This is a genomic window from Desulfuromonadales bacterium (assembly GCA_035620395.1).
In the GTDB taxonomy this organism is placed as follows: Bacteria; Desulfobacterota; Desulfuromonadia; order Desulfuromonadales; family DASPGW01; genus DASPGW01.
Map to the genome: position 1 here is coordinate 1 of DASPGW010000260.1, position 6,016 is coordinate 6,016.

At 63.5% G+C, this 6,016-nt stretch carries 3 protein-coding genes; all 3 read left to right on the forward strand.

The window, feature by feature from the left end; genetic code table 11:
• The coding region (locus tag VD811_14170; protein ID HXV22129.1) for a cation:proton antiporter at positions 1 to 1,932 on the forward strand (1,932 nt) is incomplete at its 5' end.
• Between the two features lie 252 nt (positions 1,933 to 2,184).
• Positions 2,185 to 3,285 carry a response regulator gene (locus tag VD811_14175; protein HXV22130.1) on the forward strand — a complete coding sequence of 367 codons (1,101 nt, stop codon included), beginning with the start codon at positions 2,185 to 2,187 and terminating at the stop codon, positions 3,283 to 3,285.
• Between the two features lie 77 nt (positions 3,286 to 3,362).
• A partial coding sequence (locus VD811_14180; protein ID HXV22131.1) for a PAS domain S-box protein occupies positions 3,363 to 6,016 on the forward strand: 2,654 nt, incomplete at its 3' end.

The following is a 6,016-nucleotide window of genomic DNA, read 5'->3' on the forward strand; positions in this document are numbered from 1 at the left end:
CCGCTGGTTGCCGACAGCTCCGTCGTGCGAACCCTCTCCGAGATCGGCGTGATCCTGCTGATGTTCTCTCTCGGTCTCGAGTTCAGTCTGCGAAAGCTGGTCCAGGTCGGCCCCACGGCAGCCCTGACGGCGGTGGTCGAGACCAGCCTGATGATGTGGCTCGGTTTCACCGTCGCCCAGCTGTTCGGATGGTCCATCATGGAGAGCCTGTTCACGGGGGCGGTCATCGCCATCTCCAGTACGACCATCGTGGCCAAGGCTTTTCAGGAGCAGCGGGTCACCGGGAAATTGCGGGAAATCGTGGTCGGGGTGCTGATCGTCGAGGACCTGATCGCCATCCTGCTCATGGCTTCACTCACCGCCATCGCCACCGGCAGCGGCCTCGCCGCCGGCCCTCTGGCCATGACTGTCGGCCGCCTCGTTGCCTTCCTGGTCGGGCTGGTCGCCATCGGCCTCTTTCTCGTTCCTCGGGCGGTGCGACTGGTCAATCGCCTGAACCGGCCGGAGACGACCGTCGTGGCCAGCGTCGGGCTCTGTTTCGCCCTGGCGCTGCTCGCCCAGAAGTTCGGCTACTCGGTTGCCCTCGGGGCGTTCATCGCCGGTTCCCTGGTCGCCGAGTCGGGGGAAGAGAAGCAGATTGAGCATCTGGTCGAACCGGTGCGCGACATCTTCGCGGCGGTCTTCTTCGTTTCGGTGGGGATGCTGATCGACCCGGCACTCATCGTCCGCTACTGGCCGGCGATTCTCGTCCTGACGGCCGTGGTCATGTTCGGCAAGATCATCGGCGTGTCTCTCGGTTCCTTCCTGACCGGCAGCCGGCTGCGTACCTCGATCCAGTCCGGCATGAGCCTGGCCCAGATCGGCGAGTTCTCTTTCATCATCGCCGGCCTCGGACTCACTCTCGGCGCGACGGGCGACTTCCTCTACCCGGTGGCGATCGTCGTCTCCGCCATCACCACCCTGACCACCCCCTGGCTCATCCGCGCCTCGGGGCCGACTGCCAGTTGGGTCGACCGCAAGCTCCCCCGCCCGCTGCAGACCTTCACCGTTCTCTATGGCAGCTGGGTCGAGGGGCTGCGCAACGCGCCCCGGGCGGCGAGCACGACGGCCTACATCCGCAGTCTTCTGCGCCGGCTTCTGCTCGATGCGGCGCTTTTCGCAGGGATCATCGTCGGGATAACCTCTTCCCGGGGCAAACTCATCGCCTTTGCCCGGGATAACGCGGGAATTCGGGAGTCTCTGGCCTTTCCTCTGCTCCTCGGTATGGCTGTCATCCTGGCGGGCCCGTTCTTCCTCGGGGTGATCCGGGTCGGGCGCAAGCTCGGCCTGACCCTCGCCGAGGTCGTCCTCCCCGCCGGCGGCGAGAACCGGGTCGATTTCGCCGCTGCCCCCCGCCGGCTTTTTACGGTTACCCTGGAGCTGGTCATCGTCATCATGGTCGGGGCGCCTCTGCTGGTCCTGACTCGCCCCTTCCTCCCCGGAGCGCAGGGTGGAGTGCTGATCCTCCTATTCATCGGTGTGCTCGGGGTGGCTTTCTGGCGCAGCGCAACCAACCTTCAGGGGCATGTCCGGGCCGGTGCGGAGGTGATCGTCGACGTTCTGGCCAGTCAGTCCCAGGGGCGTGGAAGAGAGGCCCGGGAGGACAATCTTAAACAGGTCGAACAGCTCCTGCCCGGCCTCGGCGCCCTCACCGCGGTGCGGCTCGAGACGTCGTCCCCGGCGGTCGGCAAGACCCTGGCCGAGCTGAACCTGCGGGCGCTGACCGGCGCTTCGGTTCTGGCCATCACGCGGGAAGGAGGGAATGTGGTTGCGCCGGCGGCTGGCGAAACTCTACGGGCGGGGGATGCCCTCGCCCTGACCGGTACGCAGGAGGCGATCGCGGCGGCCAGGACGGTGCTGGGGCAGGAGAGCGCGGAACAGAATCGCCAATAAAAGGGTCTTCGGAACCTGCCGTTGAAAATAGTCCGTTGCCGCCTTGTAGATCCTTCCACATCGCAAATCAGGGTTTAATCTCGGATTACAGGCTCCCCGTCTCAGGACAACCATAACGCGCTGGTAAAAATGGCGGAGTCGCCGGGCTCGCCACCTCTCGCTTGCAGCCACCCTCCAAACCGATAAACTGGTAGCAACAGCAGCCCCGCGAGGCCCTGCAGCACATCCGCTTGCATAACCGGAGGAACACCCATGAAGGTTCTGATTGCCGAAGACGACCCGACTTTTCGTCACCTGCTGGAAGAGATACTGGCCAACTGGGGGTACGAGGTGATCGTCGCCCGGGACGGCAACGAAGCCTGGCAGGCGCTGCAGGGCGACGAAGCGCCGCGGCTGGCCATTCTCGACTGGCGGATGCCGGGGCTGGAGGGGGTGGAGGTCTGCCGCCGCCTCCGGCAAGAGGCGCCGGAGCCCTATACCTATATACTCCTTCTCACTTCGCAGGGCCGGGAGGAAGATCTTGTCGCCGGCATGGAGGCCGGCGCCGACGATTACCTCATCAAGCCGCCCAGGGCCAGCGAGCTGAAGGTCCGCCTCAACGCCGGCCGGCGCATCGTCGAGCTGCAGAACGACCTGATCGCGGCCCGCGAAGCCCTGGCCGCCCGCGCCGCCGACCTGGAAGACGTCAACAGGGACCTGGAGGCGTTCAGTTATGCGGTCTCCGGCGACCTGCTCAAATCCCTGCTGGCCATCGGCACCCATGCCAATTCCATCAAGGAGCTGGCCTGCTGCAAGAAGGACGAACAGTGCAGCGCTCATACGAGACGCATCTACGAGAAGACCAGGTCCCTGGGAGAACTCATAGGCATCATGCGTGATTTCTTCAGGCCGACGCGGATCAAGCTCCAGCGGGAACCGCTCGACCTGACCGCCATGGTCCGCGGGACGACGGAGAAGCTCCGGGCGACGAAACCCGAACGGCGGGTCACCTTCCAGGTGGCCGAAGGGGTTGCGGCGAACGGGGACCGGGATCTGCTGCAGACGACCCTGGAGAACCTGCTCACGAATGCCTGGCAGCATACGGGCAGGTGCGAGGAAGCGGTCATCGAATTCGGGGCGACCGATGTCGAGGGAGAGTCGGCCTATTACGTGCGAGACAACGGGGAAGGGTTTGACATGACGCGTGCCGACAAGCTTTTTGCCCCTTTCCATCGCCTTCCCGGTACGGAGAAATTTTCAGGGCCCGGCATCGGCCTGGCCACGGTAGAGCGGATCATCCGCCGCCACGGCGGCCGGGTATGGGCCGAAGGGAAGCCGGGCAAGGGAGCGACATTCTACTTCACGTTGGGGTAGAATGAATCAAGACCGCTGAGGGTTCGAAGCCTCGGACGGCTGTCGCAATCAACGGCAACAGGTGAGGGGGAACACCCATGTCCGCATCCCACAACGGCCGGAAAAAGGCCCGCCTGGAAGAGGACCTGCGAATCCAGCGGCAACTCGCTTTTGCCGCCGGCCTATTCCAGGAAGATCTCACGGTGCACACCCTGCTGGAGGCGCTCGCCGAAGGGGTCGTTGTCATCGACAGCTCCGGGATCATTCTGCAGATCAATACCGCTGCCGAGAGAATGTTCGGCTATCCCAAGACCGAGTTGATCGGCAAGCCCCATGCCCTGCTCATCCCCGAGCGTTTCCGAGAGATTCACGAGGGGCATCAGGCCCGTTACTTTGAGGATCCCAAGATCAGGCGGATGGGGGAGCTCCTTGACCTGTACGGCCGCCGCAAGGACGGCGGCGAGTTCCCCGTGGAGATCAGCCTGAGTTACATCGAAACCGCCAGCGGCGTCTTCGTTCTGGCCCTCGTCAGCGACATCACCCTGCGCAAGGAGTACGAGTCGCGCCTCCAGGAGAAGGAGGAGCTGTTTCGCATTCAGGTGGAGTGCGTGAAGGACTACGCGGTTTTCATGCTGGATGCCCGGGGCAATGTCCTGAACTGGAATGCGGGGGCCGAGCGCCTGAAAGGGTATCGGGACGAGGAGATCATCGGCCGACATTTCTCCTGTTTTTTTTCCGAAGAGGACCGGCAGGCTGGCAAGCCCGCAGAACTTCTGAAAAGCGCCACGGAGGAGGGGCGCATCGAAGACCAGGGATGGCGGCTCCGCAAGGACGGGAGCCGGTTCTGGGCCGACGTGATCATGACTGTGCTGCGCGATGAAAAGGGGAACCTGCGGGGTTATTCAAAGGTTACGCACGACATCACGGAACACAAACAGGCGGAGGAAGCGCTACGGGAAGCGGAGCGGAAACTGCGTATGATCTTCGAGCACAGCACGAACCTCTTCTACATGCACACCGCCGACCATGTCCTCACTTACATGAGCCCGCAATCGCGACAGTTTTTCGACTGCGAGCCCGAGGCGGCGCTGGTGCGGTGGACGGATTTCATCACCGACGATCCCATCAACAAGGCCGCGATTGAGGCCACCCAGCGGGCAATCGATACCGGCCAGCGGCAGCCGACATATCAGGTCGAATGTGTCGGGAGAAAGGGGCGGAAGATCTGGGTCGAGGTCAACGAAGCTCCGGTCGTCGAAAACGGGAAAGCCGTGGCTGTCGTTGGCTCGCTTACGGACATCACCGACCGCAAACGGGCCGAAGAGGCCCTGCGGGAGAGCGAGCAGCGCTTTGTAGCCTTTATGCGGCACCTGCCCGCCGCAGCCTGGATGAAGGACCTGCAAGGCCGGTACGTATTCGCCAACGTGGAAGCCGAACGCGTTTTCTCCGTACCGCTGGCGGCTTTGTATGGCAAGAGGGACGAGGAGGTCTTCCCGCCGGAAACTGCCCGACAGTTTCGTGAGAACGATGAGCGGGTTTTGACCAGTGGGGGCAGTCTGCAAACCACGGAATCCCTCCGCCAGGCCGATGGAATCGAGCATCACTCCATCGTCAGCAAGTTCGCCGTGCCCGGTCCTGATGGTCAGCCGGCCTATATTGCCGGAGTGGCTTTCGACATCACCGACCGCAGGCGGGCGGAAGAGGCGCTGCACGAGAGTGAGGAGCGCTATCGTACCCTGTTTGAGTCCATTGACGAAGGCTTCTGCGTCATCGAGATGCTGTTCGACGAAAACGAAAAGCCAGCGGACTTCCGTTTCCTCGAAGTCAATGGCGCCTTCGAGGCGCAGACGGGTATCTCCAATGCCCCCGGGCGGCGCATTCGCGAGATCGCACCGGCCCTCGAGGAACACTGGTTCGAAATCTACGGCCGCGTCGCCATCACCGGCGAGTCGGTGCGTTTTCAGCACCCGGCCGAGGCGCTGGGCCGCTACTTTGACGTTTACGCTTTCCGGGTCAGCGAACCGGAGAAACACCACGTCGCCATTCTCTTCAACGACATCAGCGAACGCATGCAGAGGGAGAGGGAGATCGCGCGGCTGCACACCGACCTGGCCGTGCGGGCCAGGGAGCTGGCCGAAGCAAACAGGGAGTTGGAAGCCTTCAACTACACGGTGGCCCACGACCTGCGCAACCCGTTGACGGCCATCAACGGCACCTGCCAGGCGATCCAGGCGCTGTGCGGCGACATGCTCGATGAACAATGCAAGGGATACCTTCGGATGGCCTACGAGGGGACTCTGCGCATGAACCGGCTCATCGAAGCCCTGCTCCAGTTTGCTCACCTTGCCCGCGTCGAACCGAAACGGGAGAAGGTCGAACTCAGCTCGCTGGCGCTTGAGGTGGCCAGGGAGTTGAAGCTCTCCGAGCCGCAGCGCCGGGTCGCGTTCCGGGTCGCCGACGGGGTCGTGGTCGACGGGGATGCAAACCTGCTGCGGGTGGTCCTGGACAACCTCCTCGGCAATGCCTGGAAGTACACCGCAATGCGGGAGGGGGCGGTCATCGAGTTCGGGGTAATCGAGATCGACGGTGAAACTGCCTGTTTCGTCCGCGACAACGGGGCCGGCTTCGATATGAAGGACGTGGAGAAGCTTTTTATTCCCTTCCAGCGCCTCCCCGGCGCCGAGGAGTTTCGCGGCTTCGGCATCGGCCTGGCCACGGTGGAGCGGATCGTCCGGCGCCACGGCGGCAGGAT